Below are 16,024 nucleotides of genomic sequence, written 5' to 3' on the forward strand. Positions count from 1 at the left end.
AAAAGTAGTTTATATACTTTTCGTATAGAGAAAAGGCTTTCCAAGGAAACTTGGGAAGCCTTTTTATAGTTGAATGAATTGGAAGTTTAATAGTTTTTATTTTAACTTTCCATTTAAAAATCGATCATATAAGTCGTGGAAATAGTTAGGACGAAATAAGTTAGCTGCATGTCCTGCTAAAGGTATTTCCTTGTATAGAACGTTAGGTAAAATAGATTTCAAATCAAATAGACAAGATTTATAGAGATGATCATGCTCTCCCATTACCCATAGTATAGGGTGAGGAAGTGATTTTAATTTAGACTTTAAATCGAATTCTAACCGATGTCGTAATGACTGGGCAATAATGGATGAATGTAATTGTAATCCGAAACGGTAGTAAATATTTCTTGAAATGACTGCAAACGGATTTGATTTTAGTATACCACTTGGAAAAATAGTATTTGCGTATTGAGAGAGCCATTTAGAGTATTCATCTCCTCGTTTCTCCCAAAATTTTTGGAATACGTTATATAAGCGAGAAGGATTATTGTAATGTCCTCCAATATGACAAATACTTAATACTTTTTCTGGATGCATTTGTGCAAAAATTGTAGAGATGTAACAGCCGTAACTTAGCGCACAAATATGAGCTTTTTTAATACCTTCTTGTTCATATAAGTTTAATAATTGATCTACGAGGCGCTGTAATGAAAAGTCGATTGCTTCTCCTTTATCATCACCGTGACCTAATAAGTCATAAGTTATAATGTTGTAGGAGGCAGAAAATCGTTTTTGCTCCTTTTTGAAGGCGCGACGGTTGCCAACTAATCCATGAATAAAAATAATTGTTTCCTTTTCAGAATGTATATTTGTTTGCAAAAAGGATACTCCTTTCACTAACTGGAGATTTATATCGTGTTGTAAATTATTTATCTATAATTTACATAGAATAATATTAAGTACCAGGTAATAATATCAGATGTTTATATCTGTTGTAAAGATGAGTTTTTATGTATATTTTGTAAAAATGGAAAAAGTGTGTTTACATTCAGTTTACATTTGTATCGTATTCTAATTTTAGAAAGAACAGTTTGGTTTAACACGAGGAGATGAACAGGAATGGAAGTTAGAAATGAAATGAAGAAAAAAGGGAGCTGGAGGCAGTTTTTACGCCTTATTCAAGATACAAATCCTCCGAAAGGAATTTTAATTTTTGCGTTATTAATGAGTTTGCTTTCTACGGGAGCGAGTTTATTTATTCCTATGCTGACAAAAGGATTAGTAGATAATTTTTCGCTTTCTTCAATTAGTGCAGGACAAATTGTTGGGTTAGTTGCTTTCTTTGTAATGCAAACTATTGCGGCAGGGTTGTCTATATATTTACTAAATTATATTGGGCAGAAGATTGTAGCGGGACTAAGAGAACGTTTGTGGAAAAAGGTACTTATCTTGCCGGTATCTTATTACGATCAAAATAGAACAGGTGATACCATTAGCCGTATGACGAATGATACAGGTGTTGTGAAAACGTTAATTTCTGAGCATTTGTCAAACTTATTAACAGGTGGTATTTCAATTGTTGGATCGTTAATTGTATTATTTGTGTTAGATTGGAAAATGACTGCGTTACTTTTAACGGTTATTCCGTTGTCTGTATTAATTTTAGTTCCACTTGGACGAAAAATGTATAAGATTTCAAAAGCGCTTCAAGATGAAACGGCATCTTTTACAAGCGTGTTAACGCAAGTGTTATCAGAAATTCGTTTAGTGAAATCTTCAAATACAGAAAAAAGAGAATATGAAACGGGTAATACAGGTATACAAAAGTTATTACAATTTGGTTTGAAAGAAGGAAAAGTGCAAGCATTAATTTCGCCAGTTATGTCGTTTGTTTTAATGGCACTACTTGTTATTATCGTAGGATATGGCGGGATGAGAGTTTCTAGCGGTGCATTAACAACTGGTGAACTTGTAGCGTTTATTTTGTATTTAGTTCAAATTATAATGCCGATGAGTCAATTATCTATGTTCTTTACACAATTTCAAAAGGCAATTGGTGCAACGGAAAGAATTAGTACGATTTTAGAATATAAAGTAGAAGATCATGAAACTGGTGTGAAAGTGACAAATGCTAAGCAGCCGATCGTTCTTGAAAATGTACATTTTGAGTATAACGAAGAAGAGCAAGTTTTGAAAAATATTGATTTCACAATTGAATCAGGAAAAGTGACAGCGATTGTAGGACCAAGTGGTAGTGGGAAAACAACGTTATTCTCATTACTGGAACGTTTTTATGAGCCAACTAGCGGTGCCATTAAATTAGGAAAAGAATCAATTACGAGTTATTCATTACAGTCATGGCGACGTCAAATCGGTTACGTATCACAAGATAGTCCGTTAATCGATGGAACGATTCGTGATAATATTTGTTACGGCGTTGAAGGCGAAGTAACGGATGAAGAAATTGAAAAAGTAGCAGCAATGGCATATGTTGATGCATTTATTCATGACTTACCAAACGGTTATGCAACAGAAGTTGGAGAACGCGGTGTGAAGCTTTCTGGTGGACAAAGACAGCGAATTGCCATTGCCCGGGCGTTACTTCGAAATCCGCAAATTCTTATGCTCGATGAGGCAACTTCAAGCTTAGATAGTAAATCTGAGTCTGTCGTTCAAAAAGCGTTAAATAACTTAATGAAAGGCAGAACAACGTTAGTGATCGCGCATAGACTTTCTACTGTTGTAGATGCAGATAAAATTATCTTTATTGAAAAAGGGAATCTTACAGGTAGTGGTACGCATGATGAATTATTACAGACGCATGATATGTATCGCGAGTTTGCAACGCAACAATTGAAAATTAAAGAGGGTGCATTATAAAATGAATCATCAGTGGGATTTTACTCCACTGATGATTCATTTTAAAAAAAATATATTAGATGCTAAGTAGAAAGGAAATGGTTCCTTTGATACCTAAAATTTTAATAGTAGACGACGATCCACACATTAGGGAACTCGTTTCTGTATTTTTAGAACGAGAAGGTTTTCAAACATATGAGGCAATTGATGGAGTAGATGCACTTCGGAAAATGGATGACGTAAAAGTCGATATGGTTATTCTTGATATCATGATGCCAAATATGGATGGATTTGATGTATGTTTTGAATTAAGAAAATACTATGATATCCCGGTTCTGATGCTAACTGCCAAAGGAGAAACATCACAAAAAGTAAAAGGATTTCACCTTGGGACAGATGATTATCTTGTAAAGCCATTTGATCCTATAGAACTAGTAGTGAGAGTAAAGGCATTATTGAAACGTTACCAAATTACAGTTTCACAATCGATTCAAGTTGGAAATGTATTATTAAATCGTAAAACATTCGAAGTTACATCTGGAGAACAAACGGTTACGTTACCGTTAAAAGAATTTGAGCTGCTCTTTACTTTAGGGTCTAAATCGGGAAGAACTTGTTCGAGAGAGCAATTAATTGAAGAAATATGGGGATATGATTTTGAAGGGAATGAACGTACACTAGACGTTCATATTAATCGGTTACGTGAGAAGTTTCAAGAAGAGCAGTCGAAATTTAGTATTAAAACAATAAGAGGATTAGGGTATCGCTTAGAGGTAAGTAAATGAGAAAAGGAAAACGAATGAGTAAGTTGAAGATGCTGAAAGTATTTGGAGCGGTATTAGCGCTCTTTTCTTTTCTTACTATCATTTGGTCTATCGCATTTTATGTAGCAACTAGTATATTGAATGCTTTTGACGTAAACGTATCGCCATTTGTTGCCTTTCTAATTAGTGATATGGTCGGTTTTGTATTTATTATTCTTATTTGGACATTAATTGGAATATTAATGAGGCCAAAACGAGAGGCAATGATTTGGACTATTATTGAACCGATACAAAAAATTGCAAAAGGAGATTTCTCCGTAAAAATACGAAATGAAGAAAAGTATGATGGAGAAATTGGCGTGCTCGTAAAAAGTATAAATGATATGACAGATGAACTGAATACGATGGAGAAAATGAGACAAGAATTTGTATCGAATGTTTCTCATGAAATACAGTCACCATTAACTTCTATAAAAGGATTTGCTAGAGCACTACAAGACGATAATCTTTCTGAGAAAAAAAGAAAGCATTATCTTACCATTATTGAAACTGAAACAACGAGATTATCTAAACTAAGTCAAAACTTATTAAAGCTAACTCTTTTAGAATCAGAAGAGTATATACCAGAAAGAGTGAGTTATCGATTAGATCAGCAGTTAAAGCAAATTGTGTTAAATAGTGAACCACTCTGGGCTGAAAAAGAAATTGAGTTAGAACTAGATTTAGAAAAAGTACATGTTATTGCTGATCAAGAAAGTATGAGTCAAGTGTGGATTAATTTAATTCATAATAGTATTAAATTTACTCCAAGCGGTGGTACGATTATTATTCAGTTAAAGGAACATGAAACAGTAGTGGAAGTGCGTATCCGTGATTCAGGAATTGGTATATCTGAAGAACAGAAACAACATATTTTTGAGCGTTTTTATAAAGCGGATTCTTCACGAAATCGTGCTTATGGAGGAAGTGGCTTAGGTTTAGCTATTGTAAAAAAAGTACTCGATCTTCATCATGGGGAAATAAAAGTTGAGAGTGAGGAAGGGAATGGTACTGAATTTATTGTGTGTATTCCTAAATATAAAGAGAAATAGTGTTAGGGTGATATCTTCTAACACTATTTCTCTTTATAAATACATTTACCATTGTTGCAGCTATATTGATAAGCTCTTCCTTCGCTATTCATACGGTATGAGTAATCTGATTCTTTATCTTTCTTAAAGTCAACGTACGCTTCTGCACCGTTTTTATCATCATCTATATCAATGAATTGAACGGATCGTATAGAATAATCTTCCTTTTCACTTAATCCCTTTTCTTGCAAATTTTTATGTATACTGTCTACTAACTCGTCAAACAATGACCAGTTTAAATTAAGATTTTCAAATGACTCAGTATGTCTTCCTAAAATGCCTTCGTCTTGTATTATTTTATTATTATCGTATGTATAAGAGTATGTAAAATAGGGTTCGTCTTTATATACTACTGTTGCATAATAGCCGATATTATAAAGGGGAGTATATTTTCCGGTTATGCTTTGTATTTCTTTTTGCTTATATCCTTTTATAGTATGGAGATAGTCGCTAGTATCTTTTTCTATTACTTTATAATGTAGTGGATTACCAAATATAAAATACATAGCCAAAAATATGATACATAGTCCGACTGCAGTTAGTGATAAGAACCATTTTTTTCTTTTCATACACATACACGCTCCTATGCTGGATTTATTTTTATTTTATATGAATAATGGAAAAAACATGATACTTATAAATAAAAACTTTTTATAGTTACCTACAAGTAACCTACGCACATGAAAGTGCATCATTGCCTTTTTACATAAACATAGATACAATTTTAATATAATACATAACTGAGATGATTAAGGAGTGTTATACTTGGCAGAATTATTACAAGGCAAAAATGCTTTAATTACAGGAGCAGGTAGAGGGATTGGTCGCGCTGTCGCAATCGCATTAGCGAAAGAAGGCGTAAATGTAGGACTATTAGCTCGTTCAGAAGAAAACTTAAAAGCTGTAGCGAAAGAAGTAGAAGCAGAAGGTGTAAAAGCTGTTATTGCAACTGCTGATGTTTCTTCATACGAAGAAGTAACAACTGCGATTGAAACGTTAAAAAATGGTTTAGGATCTATCGATATTTTAATTAATAACGCTGGTATTTCTAAATTCGGTAAGTTTTTAGAATTAGATGTTGCTGATTGGGAAAAAATCATTCAAGTAAACTTAATGGGTGTATATTATGCAACTCGTGCTGCTTTACCAAGCATGATTGAACAACAATCTGGTGATATCATTAACATTTCATCTACAGCAGGACAAAAAGGTGCACCTGTAACAAGTGCATATAGTGCTTCTAAATTTGGTGTTCTTGGTTTAACAGAATCGTTAGCGATGGAAGTTCGTAAGCATAACATTCGTGTAACGGCTTTAACACCAAGTACAGTAGCAACAGACATGGCTGTAGATTTAGGATTAACTGACGGAAATCCTGATAAAGTTATGCAAGCTGAAGATATTGCAGAATTTATCGTAGCACAGCTGAAATTAAATAAACGTACATTTATTAAATCAGCTGGACTTTGGTCTACTAATCCATAAGAATTACATTTATTAATAAAAGAAGGGATATCTATTCTGTAATGGGATAGATGTCCCTTCTTTATTTTTTGTGTTTAAGACAGAATTTTCTGTATAATCAAAAGGGAATGGTAGAAAGTATTGGAAAATTGAAAGGGGTGGTATTTGCATGATTGGAATTGAGAAATGGACGGCTGTTGATCAATATATGAGTGATGTATTAATACCGAAAGATTCTACATTAGAAGGGGTTCTTCAAACTAATGCTGCAGCTAATTTGCCAGCACATGATGTATCACCAACGCAAGGTAAGTTTTTACAACTATTAGTACAAATTCAAGGGGCCCGTAATGTTTTAGAAATTGGTACGCTAGGCGGATATAGCACGATATGGATTGCTAGAGCATTGCCATCTGGAGGCCGAGTTGTTACATTGGAAGCAAGTGAAAAACATGCAGAAATTGCACGTAGCAATATTGAGCGTGCTAATTTGACTGATAAAATTGAAATACGAACAGGATTAGCGTTAGATTCTTTACAACAAATAGAAAACGAGAAGTATGAACCGTTTGATTTTATTTTTATAGATGCTGATAAACAAAATAACCCTGCTTATTTTGAATGGGCACTAAAACTATCACGACCGGGTACTGTAATTATTGGGGATAACGTAGTACGTGAAGGAGAAGTTATTGACAATACTAGTACCGATCCTCGTGTACAAGGGATACGTCGTTTCTATGAATTAATAGCTGATGAGCCACGTGTTAGTGCTACAGCGCTTCAAACTGTCGGAAGTAAAGGATACGATGGGTTTGTAATGGCAGTAGTAAAAGAGTGATACCGTTCGAAAGTCTATTATATTTATAGTAGACTTTAGGGGAGTGAGAGATAATGAATGAAGCAGCACAACAATACTGGGCGGAGTATTGGAAAGATGCTGAGATACCAAAAACGGTGAGTGCTTGGAAATTTGGTGATACCGCAAATCGTCTTGCTAAGCAAGTAGTTGACGGAACGAAAACGGCAACTTGTTCTGCATATCTCTTCTATGAATTAAAGAATGTACCGTTACCAACTACAGAGGACTACTCTGTTATTTTGGATTACGATGAAAATCCGGTAGCAATTGTAAAAACAATTGAAGTAACAATAGTACCTATGAATGAAATTACAGAAGAGTTTGCAATTGCTGAAGGGGATGAAAGATATAAAAAAATAGGAGGAGAGAAAATGAAAAAGAAATTTCAAAAATTATAACATGTATCTTGTACAACGCAGCTACCTCGTGGACCTCCAACATACTTGGAAATATAAGTTTATATAAAAATTGGAGGTTAGGAATAGATGAGAACTGAAAAAGAAATGTTAGACTTAATTATAAATACAGCAAAAGAGGATGAAAGAATCCGAGCAGTTATCATGAATGGATCACGTGTAAATTCAAATGTGAAGAGAGATTGTTTTCAAGACTACGATATTATGTATGTTGTACATGATATACAATCTTTTACGTCTAATCATAATTGGATTCATAGATTTGGAGAAATAATGATTGTACAAATGCCAGAAGAAATGTCATTAATTCCAGCGGACGAAGACGGGAAATTTCCGTATTTAATGCAGTTTATGGATGGAAATCGAATTGATTTAACGCTCGTTCCATTTGATTTGATAAATAAGTTCGTTGGACAAGATAGTTTAAGTAAGCTGCTTCTTGATAAAGATAATTGTATTGTTGAATTTCCACCAGCAAGCGATAAAGACTACTTAATAAAAAAGCCTACAGAAAAAGAGTTTTTAGATTGCTGTAATGAATTTTGGTGGTGTAGTACGAATGTAGGGAAAGGACTATGGAGAGAAGAACTTTCTTATGCGAAAGGGATGCTTGATGGTCCAGTACGAGATATGTTCATCGTAATGCTAGAATGGCATGTTGGTATGAAAACAGATTTTACAGTTAATGCAGGTAAGTTTGGAAAGAATTTCGAGCAATATGTTGAAGAAGATATGTGGAAGCAATTTAAAAAGACATTTTCTAATGCAGAATACGAAAACATATGGGGCTCATTCTTTGTCATGGGTGATTTATTTAGAGAAGTGGCGAATGAAATTGCTAACACATATGGATATCAATATCCGCAAGATGATGATGATAAAGTGACGAACTATTTAAAACATGTGAAAGCTTTGCCAAAAGATAGTACATCGATTTATTAATAATATAAAGCAGTAAGACTGTCCTGTTAACGGACAGTCTTATTTTTGCTTATGAATAACAATTTCTCTAACAAAGTGCAGATGAATCACATATGAAAATTTAGGGAGGTTTTTATCATGTATTATTTTTATTCGCCAGAAATGTTCGTTCCATATCAATGGGGACTAGAACGAGATGTTTCGTATGCTTATATGCCATATAACTCATTTTATTATGGAGACTATAAAAGCTCATTACCTTACGTATATACCCCTCAAAATTATGAAGTACCAATGAAAGCATATGAGCGTGGATCATGGACACCATTTTCGTGGGTCGAAAAATATGCGTATGCATTTTCAGGTTCTTACAATAAAGCGGAAGTAGCCCTTACATTTGATGATGGGCCAGATTTAGTCTTTACGCCAAAAATATTAGATAAGTTAAAACAACATAATGTGAAAGCGACTTTCTTCCTGCTTGGTGAAAACGCAGAAAAGTATCCAAACGTAGTAAAGCGTATTGCAAATGAAGGGCATGTAATTGGTAATCATACGTATAGTCATCCGAATTTAGCAAAAGTAAATGACGTTGAGTACCATAATCAAATAATAAAAACGGAAGAAATATTAAATCGTTTAGCTGGTTACGCACCAAAGTTTATACGTCCGCCATACGGTGAAATACTTGAAAATCAATTAAAATGGGCAACAGAGCAAAATTTTATGATCGTACAGTGGAGTGTTGATACGGTTGATTGGAAAGGTGTAAGCGCTGATACGATTACAAATAATGTGTTAGGGAATTCATTTCCTGGAAGTGTCATCCTCCAGCATTCAACACCAGGTGGGCATTTACAAGGATCTGTAGATGCACTAGACAAAATCATTCCGCAGTTAAAAACGAAAGGGGCACGTTTTGTAACACTTCCAAGTATGTTTCAGACATCAAAAGAAAGAAAGAAAGTGAATGTGTTATGGATTGGAAAAAATAGGGTTATGCCGTATAATGAAAGTGTAAGTTTAGGAGGGATATAATTGATTTATGCACTAGTAAACATAGGAATAAGCATATTGATTGGAATTATATTTATACTTGCGGCACTTATCCTTCAAAAAAATCCACCGACAGATATTAATGCGGCATATGGTTATCGTACGAAACGATCTATGAAAAATAAGGAATTATGGGATGCGGGTAATAGGTATAGTGCAGCAGTGATGAAGCAAAATGGATTCATCATGATGTTAATTGGGAGTGTTATTAGTATACTGTTTAGATATCCACATACAATGATAGCGATTATGGTGGTTATGCTGTTATTAATTATGCGTTTATTTATACAAGTAGAGAGTAGATTAAAAGTACTTGAGCAATAATGAAAAATAGGACTCCACGCAATATGATGCTGAGAGTCCTATTTTATTTATAAACTATTATTTTTTAATACTTCTTTTCCTTGCTCTATAACAAATTCATAGTATGCAAGATCATACGGATAAATATCTTCAAATGTTATCGTAATCGGTGTATTGTTTAAGACTGAAATAGTCTTTAAAGATGAAATTTCTCTTTTTAATAGTTGTAGAAAAGAAGTTGCATGTACTTTCATCACATCGTCTACTTCTTCACCTGGTGCGAATGGAAGTGGATTGATAACATTGTGAAAATACATATGACAAAATTCACGATCAGTAAGATTTGAAATTTCATAATCTATTTTAAAGATGCCTTTGTATATTAAATCAGTAGTTTGAAAGGAAAGCCCCAATTCTTCTTCGATTTCACGAAGGCCACCAATTTGTACATCTTCATCATGCATAATATGTCCAGCTGAAGTAATATCCCATATACATGGAGCTTCTTTTTTATTTTTAGAGCGTAATTGGAAATATAAGAACATATCTTCAGCATCTTTTTCTACAAACCAACAATGAAATGTTTCGTGCCAATCACCGTCACGATGCACTTCATCACGTAATTTCTTCCCAAGTGTATTTCTTTCAGGATCAAATATTGTTAACCACTCTGTCATTTTAATTCCCCTTTCTGCAAATTTCATTATACAATATTTGTATTGAATTTTGGGAAAATAAAGAAAAAGGAGTGGTTATAAGTGGGGATAGAGCGTGCGGAAATAAAATCGATTATTTCAACAGAGGAAGAGCTACGGAAAATATTGGGGCAACCAAGTGAGCGAGCGTTAAAGAAAGTTATTTCATCATTAGACCACCATTGCGTAGATTTTCTGTCTAAATCTCCTTTTCTAGTATTATCTACTGCAAATAAATTAGGAGAGTGTGATGCTTCGCCGAGAGGAGATGCACCTGGATTTGTATACGTATTAAATAATAAAATTATCATTCCAGAAAGACCGGGCAATCGTCGTATAGACTCCATTTTGAATATTATTTCAAATCCACGTGTAGGACTAATCTTTTTTATTCCAGGTCTTGGGGAGACGCTCCGGATAAATGGCCGAGCGTATATTACAAACGACGAAGAAGTTTTGAAAGAAATGCAGGCGAATGGACGTAATCCGTTGCTTGGAATTGTTGTTGAAATAGAAGAGTGTTATATTCATTGTGCAAAAGCTTTTATTCGTTCTAAGATGTGGGATTCAGAATCTTGGTTAAATAAAAAAGAGTTACCTTCAGTAGCAAAAATGTTGCTGGAGCATGCGAAAGTGAATACTTCAGAAGAAGATGTTGCTCGTTCTTTAGAGGAAAGTTATACAAAAAGATTGTATTGAAAATTTTATTGATATAGTTTTGTAAGGTGGATATGTACGGGTTTTAGAATGGGGAACTTATCCCGCATTAACGGGCAGTAAGACCCCTACCTTAAAATTCAGCGTAAGTAAAGAAGTTAGGTGGGTATCAACTGCCCGTAAAAGCCCGATTGGTTCGACTAATAATCAGTGGGGATGAACAAAATCCCCACTGATTAAAGTTTCACTTTATATATGAACCGTTGATTTATAAACTGGAGAAGTAACAAAATAGGTAAATTGAGTGGCGGTTGCATAATGCTATTGTAAAATATAATAAAAAAATTCTTGAAAATAGTTAGTAAAAATAGGCTTGCTTTTTAAAAAGTTGATAACTATAATAAGTTAACAAATAGACATGAACGAAAAAGTAACGATAAGGACAAGAAATCATTTTTACGGTTTACAGAGAGGGAAGTCTAGGGTGTGAGCTTCCTAACACGAGAAATGATTTTACCACCTTTGAACTTCAATAGTGAACGAGTAATCTAGTAATTATTGACGGTATCAGCCGTTATCTGAACTTGAGCAATCTAGAAGGAGATACGTCTAGATTGGAACAAGGGTGGAACCACGAAAACACATTCGTCCCTTTCCTAGGGGTGAGTGTGTTTTTTTACGACCTTAGAGATTGAAAATTTAAAATGATTAAAAAATAGTATTGATTTTGTTTTTTATGCGAGTATAATGAGTTAACAAATAAACATGAACGAAAAAGTAACGATAAGGACAAGAAATCATTTTTACGGTTTACAGAGAGGGAAGTCTAGGGTGTGAGCTTCCTAACACGAGAAATGATTTTACCACCTTTGAACTTCAATAGTGAACGAGTAATCTAGTAATTATTGACGGTATCAGCCGTTATCTGAACTTGAGCAATCTAGAAGGAGATACGTCTAGGTTGGAACAAGGGTGGAACCACGAAAACACATTCGTCCCTTTCCTAGGGATGAGTGTGTTTTTTTATTACTTTGAAAGGAGGTGCTTGTAACATGAAACAATTTGTACGTACGGAAATAACCACCACCTGCATGGCCAAAGAGCAGGATAAGGTGATTTATAGGTGTAACAATTAAACTTTTAGGAGGAGATTAGAAGATGAATAACGTTATAAATGTTGGGGTATTAGGCTTAGGTACGGTCGGAAGTGGTGTTGTTCATATTTTGAAAGAACATTATAAAAAAATCGCTCTTGATACAGGATACGAAGTGAAAGTGAAAACAGTCGTTGTACGTGATTTGGAAAAAGAACGCGATGTTTGTATTGATGGAATTGCAGTAACAAGTCATGCAGATGAAGTTCTAAATGATTCAAATATTGATATTGTAGTAGAGGTAATGGGCGGAATTGAAGAAGCAAAACAGCATATTGTTAAGGCTTTACGAAATAAAAAACATGTCGTAACAGCAAATAAAGATTTAATGGCTGTATATGGTGCGGAGCTTCTTCAACTGGCGAACGATAATGATTGTGATTTATGTTATGAAGCGAGCGTAGCAGGCGGTATTCCAGTGTTAAGAGGACTAACTGACGGGCTAGCATCAGATCAAATTGAAAAAATAATGGGAATTGTAAATGGTACAACAAATTATATGTTAACAAAAATGAGTCAAAATGGGTGGTCTTATGAAGAGGCTTTACAGGAAGCTCAAAAATTAGGTTTTGCAGAATCGGATCCGACAGCAGATGTAGATGGACTAGATGCGGCGCGAAAGGTAGCAATTCTTGCAAACTTAGGTTTTTCGATGAATGTTTCATTAGATGATGTGCAAGTAAGAGGGATTCGAAAGGTTGAAAAAGAAGATTTACAAATGGCTGAAAAGTTAGGATTTACTATGAAGTTAATTGGGAAAGCAGAAAAACAAGGATCAGCCATTCATTTAAGTGTAGAACCGACACTTTTACCAAGTCGTCATCCATTATCGAATGTAAATAATGAATTTAATGCAGTATATGTTCACGGTCAAGCGGTAGGAGAAGTAATGTTTTACGGACCTGGAGCTGGAAAGTTGCCAACTGGTTCTGCTGTAGTAAGTGATATTATTTCCATCGTTAAAAATATGAATCAAGTGCCGAAAAATAAAAGTGCGTTAAAAGAACCAGTTCCTTATGAATTACAAGGTGATGAAGAAGTAGTTTCGAAATATTTCTTGCGTATTTCATTACGAGATGAGCCTGGGATGTTGCAAAAAATAACAGAATGTTTCGTTAATTACTCTGTAAGTTTAAAAGAAGTTATTCAATTACCTTTAAACCGTGAACTGGCAGAAGTTGTTGTTGTGACACATCGAACTTCAAAGTATCAATTCGAACGGGTTTTAGGAGCGATAGAAGATGTCGCAAGTGAAATAAACAGTTACTACATTATCGAGGAGGAAAAACAATATGTATAAAGGACTATTAAAACAGTATGCTTCTTATTTACCGGTGAATGAAAACACACCTAATGTCAGCTTAATGGAAGGAAACACACCTCTTATTCCGTTATTAAATATATCAAAGCAATTAGGGATTCAGCTATATGGTAAGTACGAAGGAGCGAATCCGACAGGTTCTTTTAAAGATCGTGGTATGGTGATGGCAGTTGCTAAGGCGAAAGAAGAAGGTTCAGAAGCAATCATTTGTGCATCAACAGGTAATACATCAGCATCAGCTGCAGCATATGCGGCACGTCTTGGGATGAAATGTATAATCGTAATCCCTGAAGGAAAGATTGCGCATGGAAAATTAGCGCAAGCGGTCGCTTATGGAGCTGAAATTATTTCAATAGAAGGGAATTTCGATGATGCACTTAAGGCTGTAAGAAATATTGCTGCAGAAGAGCCGATTACATTAGTAAATTCAGTGAATCCTTATCGAATTGAAGGGCAAAAAACGGCAGCATTTGAAATTTGTGACCAATTGCAAAATGCACCAGATGTTCTAGCTATCCCTGTTGGGAACGCAGGGAATATTACAGCATATTGGAAAGGCTTCTGTGAATATGAGAAAGAAAAAGGTTATAAGAAGCCAAGAATTCATGGCTTTGAAGCAGAAGGAGCAGCGGCAATTGTAAAAGGGCATGTAATTGAAGAGCCTGAAACAATTGCAACAGCAATTCGCATTGGTAACCCAGCAAGTTGGTCGTATGCAGTAGAGGCTGCCGAGCAGTCTCGTGGTGAAATAGATATGGTATCAGATGAAGAAATTTTACATGCGTATAGGTTATTGGCAAAAACTGAAGGAGTTTTCGCTGAACCGGGATCAAATGCTTCATTAGCCGGCGTAATTAAACATGTTAAATCTGGAAAAATCAAAAAGGGAGAAACAGTTGTTGCAGTATTAACTGGAAATGGTTTGAAGGATCCTGATATCGCTATTTCTTCAAATCAACTAGACATCGCAAGTTTGTCAAATGATATAGAACAAATTAAAGATCATATTAAAGGGGTGATTATGTCGTGATACCATTAAGCGTTCGTGTCCCTGCTAGTACGGCAAATGTTGGTCCTGGATTTGATTCAGTTGGAATAGCTTTGTCATTGTATTTAGATGTGGTGGTCAAAGAAAAAGCTGATAAATGGCAAGTAATCCATTCCTTTGAAGAATCAATTCCGACAGACGATAAAAATTTAATCGTTAGCACGGCATGTAAAGTATGTCCTTCTATATCACCCCATATAATAGAAGTTACTAGTAATATTCCATTAACAAGAGGGCTAGGAAGTAGTGCATCAGCGATTGTAGCTGGGATAGAGGTTGCGAATCAACTAGGCAATTTGAACTTAACTGCTGATCAAAAAGTTCAAATTGCTACAAATTTTGAAGGACATCCTGATAATGTTGCTGCCTCCATTCTAGGAGGAACTGTAATCGGAGCACTTGATGGAAAGAATGTTTCGGTTGTAAGAATTGAAAGTAAGGAATTAGGTGTAATTTCTCTTATTCCGAATGAAGAGTTAAATACAGAGGAAAGCCGATCTGTATTACCAGATGTGTTTCCGTTTCATGAAGCAGTTAAGGCTAGTGCAATCAGCAACGTATTAGTAGCTGCGTTTTGTCAAAAGAAGTGGGAAGTTGTAGGTGAAATGATGGAAAGAGATCATTTTCACGAGCCGTATCGTTTAGAACTCGTACCGTTATTACCATCTATTCGTAAATGTGCAAAAGAATTTGGTGCATACGGCACAGCACTTAGCGGTGCGGGACCATCTATTTTTATTTTAACGCCGTATGAGAAACGTCAAGAAATCGCTGAGCAATTAGCGAGAGTATTTACAGATATGAAAGTATGTGAGCTTGAAATCGACCATAAAGGTATTATTGTAAATAAGGAAGAGCATATTGGATTATAAAGAAAGCTGGCATGGCTAGCTTTCTTTACGTTGCAAACCTATTTTAAATTAGGTTTTTTCGGGAAAAATATAAAACAAATGTTAATTTTGAATAATGTAGCAAAGAGTGCATTCATTTTGGGGGTGATTAAATGAATAAAGATTCACCAGAAGAAAAAAGAGAGCGTATGAGACAAAGTGAATTAAAAAGTAATCTTACTGGTTCTTTACATGACGGACTCAATAGAGCGGAAACAGGTAGTCCAGTTGATATAGCAGGCGGTATGAATTGGAAAAGTACAGGGATAATCATTTTAGTACTACTTTTAGGATACATTGTATACACTTATTTTTTCAGTTAAAGAATGCTTGTTAAAATTTTGATTTGTTTAGTTTCATAATTGTTGAGAAAAAAATGCAGTTACTGTATTACATATCTTTTAAGCGAATTATAGTTGTTCATATCAACTTTTAATACTCCAAATAGAGCTAGCAAAATGCTAGCTCTATTATTTTTTGCCACATTCCTGTAACAAACCAC

General features: G+C 34.7%; 17 protein-coding genes and 2 other annotated features. Of the genes, 14 read left to right on the forward strand and 3 right to left on the reverse strand.

Annotated elements, in window-relative coordinates; genetic code table 11:
- Nucleotides 1–96 precede the first annotated feature (96 nt).
- Nucleotides 97–861, reverse strand: coding sequence for an alpha/beta hydrolase (locus RT27_RS00305; protein WP_001194305.1), 765 nt, complete (start codon nt 859–861; stop codon nt 97–99).
- A 240-nt stretch (nt 862–1,101) separates the two neighbouring features.
- Between RT27_RS00305 and RT27_RS00310 the strand changes: the two genes are divergently transcribed.
- The 3 genes from RT27_RS00310 (at nt 1,102) to hitS (ending at nt 4,696) form a co-directional block, all read left to right on the forward strand.
- Nucleotides 1,102–2,862 carry an ABC transporter ATP-binding protein gene (locus RT27_RS00310; protein ID WP_016082006.1) on the forward strand — a complete coding sequence of 587 codons (1,761 nt, stop codon included), beginning with the start codon at nt 1,102–1,104 and terminating at the stop codon, nt 2,860–2,862.
- A gap of 86 nt (nt 2,863–2,948) precedes the next feature.
- Nucleotides 2,949–3,626, forward strand: coding sequence for an envelope stress response regulator transcription factor HitR (gene hitR / locus RT27_RS00315; RefSeq protein ID WP_000612415.1), 678 nt, complete (start codon nt 2,949–2,951; stop codon nt 3,624–3,626).
- Nucleotides 3,623–4,696, forward strand: a complete 1,074-nt coding sequence (gene hitS, locus RT27_RS00320; RefSeq protein WP_001225395.1) for an envelope stress sensor histidine kinase HitS — start codon at nt 3,623–3,625, stop codon at nt 4,694–4,696. Before hitR ends, hitS begins: the two co-directional genes overlap by 4 nt.
- Nucleotides 4,697–4,719: 23 nt before the next feature.
- Here hitS and RT27_RS00325 read toward each other — a convergent pair whose 3' ends face one another.
- Nucleotides 4,720–5,310: a DUF3139 domain-containing protein gene (locus RT27_RS00325; protein ID WP_002162839.1), complete on the reverse strand. Its 591-nt coding sequence runs from the start codon at nt 5,308–5,310 to the stop codon at nt 4,720–4,722.
- 190 nt (nt 5,311–5,500) lie between these two features.
- Between RT27_RS00325 and RT27_RS00330 the strand changes: the two genes are divergently transcribed.
- The 6 genes from RT27_RS00330 (at nt 5,501) to RT27_RS00355 (ending at nt 9,778) form a co-directional block, all read left to right on the forward strand.
- Nucleotides 5,501–6,220: a 3-ketoacyl-ACP reductase gene (locus RT27_RS00330; protein ID WP_000818985.1), complete on the forward strand. Its 720-nt coding sequence runs from the start codon at nt 5,501–5,503 to the stop codon at nt 6,218–6,220.
- A 148-nt stretch (nt 6,221–6,368) separates the two neighbouring features.
- A complete protein-coding gene (locus tag RT27_RS00335) occupies nt 6,369–7,040 on the forward strand; it encodes an O-methyltransferase (protein WP_000579239.1) in 672 nt (223 codons plus the stop codon).
- A 53-nt stretch (nt 7,041–7,093) separates the two neighbouring features.
- Nucleotides 7,094–7,459, forward strand: a complete 366-nt coding sequence (locus RT27_RS00340; RefSeq protein WP_016082003.1) for an ASCH domain-containing protein — start codon at nt 7,094–7,096, stop codon at nt 7,457–7,459.
- A gap of 87 nt (nt 7,460–7,546) precedes the next feature.
- The gene (locus RT27_RS00345; protein WP_043935030.1) at nt 7,547–8,419 is read left to right on the forward strand and encodes an aminoglycoside 6-adenylyltransferase; all 873 of its coding nucleotides are present in this window, start codon (nt 7,547–7,549) and stop codon (nt 8,417–8,419) included.
- 117 nt (nt 8,420–8,536) lie between these two features.
- Nucleotides 8,537–9,436: a peptidoglycan-N-acetylglucosamine deacetylase gene (locus tag RT27_RS00350; protein ID WP_043935031.1), complete on the forward strand. Its 900-nt coding sequence runs from the start codon at nt 8,537–8,539 to the stop codon at nt 9,434–9,436.
- Nucleotides 9,437–9,778: an SdpI family protein gene (locus RT27_RS00355; protein WP_000638559.1), complete on the forward strand. Its 342-nt coding sequence runs from the start codon at nt 9,437–9,439 to the stop codon at nt 9,776–9,778. It begins immediately after the preceding gene.
- 47 nt (nt 9,779–9,825) lie between these two features.
- On the opposite strand, the gene RT27_RS00360 is transcribed toward RT27_RS00355, so the two are convergent.
- Complete coding sequence (locus tag RT27_RS00360) at nt 9,826–10,434, reverse strand: NUDIX domain-containing protein (protein WP_016082000.1); 609 nt, start codon at nt 10,432–10,434, stop codon at nt 9,826–9,828.
- 81 nt (nt 10,435–10,515) lie between these two features.
- Between RT27_RS00360 and RT27_RS00365 the strand changes: the two genes are divergently transcribed.
- The 5 genes from RT27_RS00365 (at nt 10,516) to RT27_RS00385 (ending at nt 15,845) form a co-directional block, all read left to right on the forward strand.
- Entirely contained in the window at nt 10,516–11,151 is a 636-nt protein-coding gene (locus RT27_RS00365) for a pyridoxamine 5'-phosphate oxidase family protein (RefSeq protein ID WP_043935032.1), read from the forward strand.
- Between the two features lie 382 nt (nt 11,152–11,533).
- Nucleotides 11,534–11,765 (forward strand) — a binding site (T-box leader).
- Nucleotides 11,766–11,880: 115 nt separating this feature from the next.
- Nucleotides 11,881–12,112: a binding site (T-box leader), on the forward strand.
- 155 nt (nt 12,113–12,267) lie between these two features.
- Nucleotides 12,268–13,563, forward strand: a complete 1,296-nt coding sequence (locus RT27_RS00370; protein ID WP_016081998.1) for a homoserine dehydrogenase — start codon at nt 12,268–12,270, stop codon at nt 13,561–13,563.
- Nucleotides 13,556–14,614: a threonine synthase gene (gene thrC / locus RT27_RS00375; RefSeq protein ID WP_029442039.1), complete on the forward strand. Its 1,059-nt coding sequence runs from the start codon at nt 13,556–13,558 to the stop codon at nt 14,612–14,614. The genes RT27_RS00370 and thrC overlap by 8 nt, the downstream gene beginning before the upstream one ends.
- Nucleotides 14,611–15,504 (forward strand): homoserine kinase, encoded by an 894-nt coding sequence (thrB, locus tag RT27_RS00380; protein ID WP_016081996.1) that lies wholly within the window; start codon nt 14,611–14,613, stop codon nt 15,502–15,504. The genes thrC and thrB overlap by 4 nt, the downstream gene beginning before the upstream one ends.
- Nucleotides 15,505–15,635: 131 nt before the next feature.
- Nucleotides 15,636–15,845 (forward strand): DUF6366 family protein, encoded by a 210-nt coding sequence (locus RT27_RS00385; RefSeq protein WP_016081995.1) that lies wholly within the window; start codon nt 15,636–15,638, stop codon nt 15,843–15,845.
- Nucleotides 15,846–16,024 lie beyond the last annotated feature (179 nt).

The organism is Bacillus sp. L_1B0_5 (assembly GCF_000836715.1).
Lineage (GTDB): Bacteria > Bacillota > Bacilli > Bacillales > Bacillaceae_G > Bacillus_A > Bacillus_A thuringiensis_S.